Source organism: Bradyrhizobium sp. 14AA (assembly GCF_054185205.1).
In genome coordinates this window covers 1-293 of sequence record NZ_JAVAYM010000216.1, presented here as the reverse complement: position 1 = coordinate 293, position 293 = coordinate 1, and the positions used below count along the sequence as shown (strand labels likewise).

The following is a 293-nucleotide window of genomic DNA, read 5'->3' as shown; positions in this document are numbered from 1 at the left end:
CTTTACCGAAATTCGGAATTGGCGGATAGTGCGCGCACTCCGGCCCAAGGAAGAGGGGCGTATCGCGATCGTCACGAACGCGGGCCGGGCGGCGGTGGACGCAGATGGCATCGGCGCGAACGGGTTTGCAGGGCGGGAGACCGTGAGCAAGGCCGCCGCGCATACGACCGGTGCCATCAGCGTACGGCAAAATCGTGTGGTCCTGACGCCCGGGGTCTGTGCGTCAAGTCTTGTGGTGATGTGTGCGGCCCGACCGGGCCGGCAAATCAGCCATCCGCAAGGCGACGGGGGCA

General features: G+C 66.2%; 1 protein-coding gene. It reads left to right on the top strand.

Going from position 1 to position 293, the window contains the following annotated elements:
* Positions 1–28 precede the first annotated feature (28 nt).
* Positions 29–293: hypothetical protein (locus RAD15_RS44070; RefSeq protein ID WP_458184906.1), on the top strand; the 265-nt coding region annotated here is incomplete at its 3' end.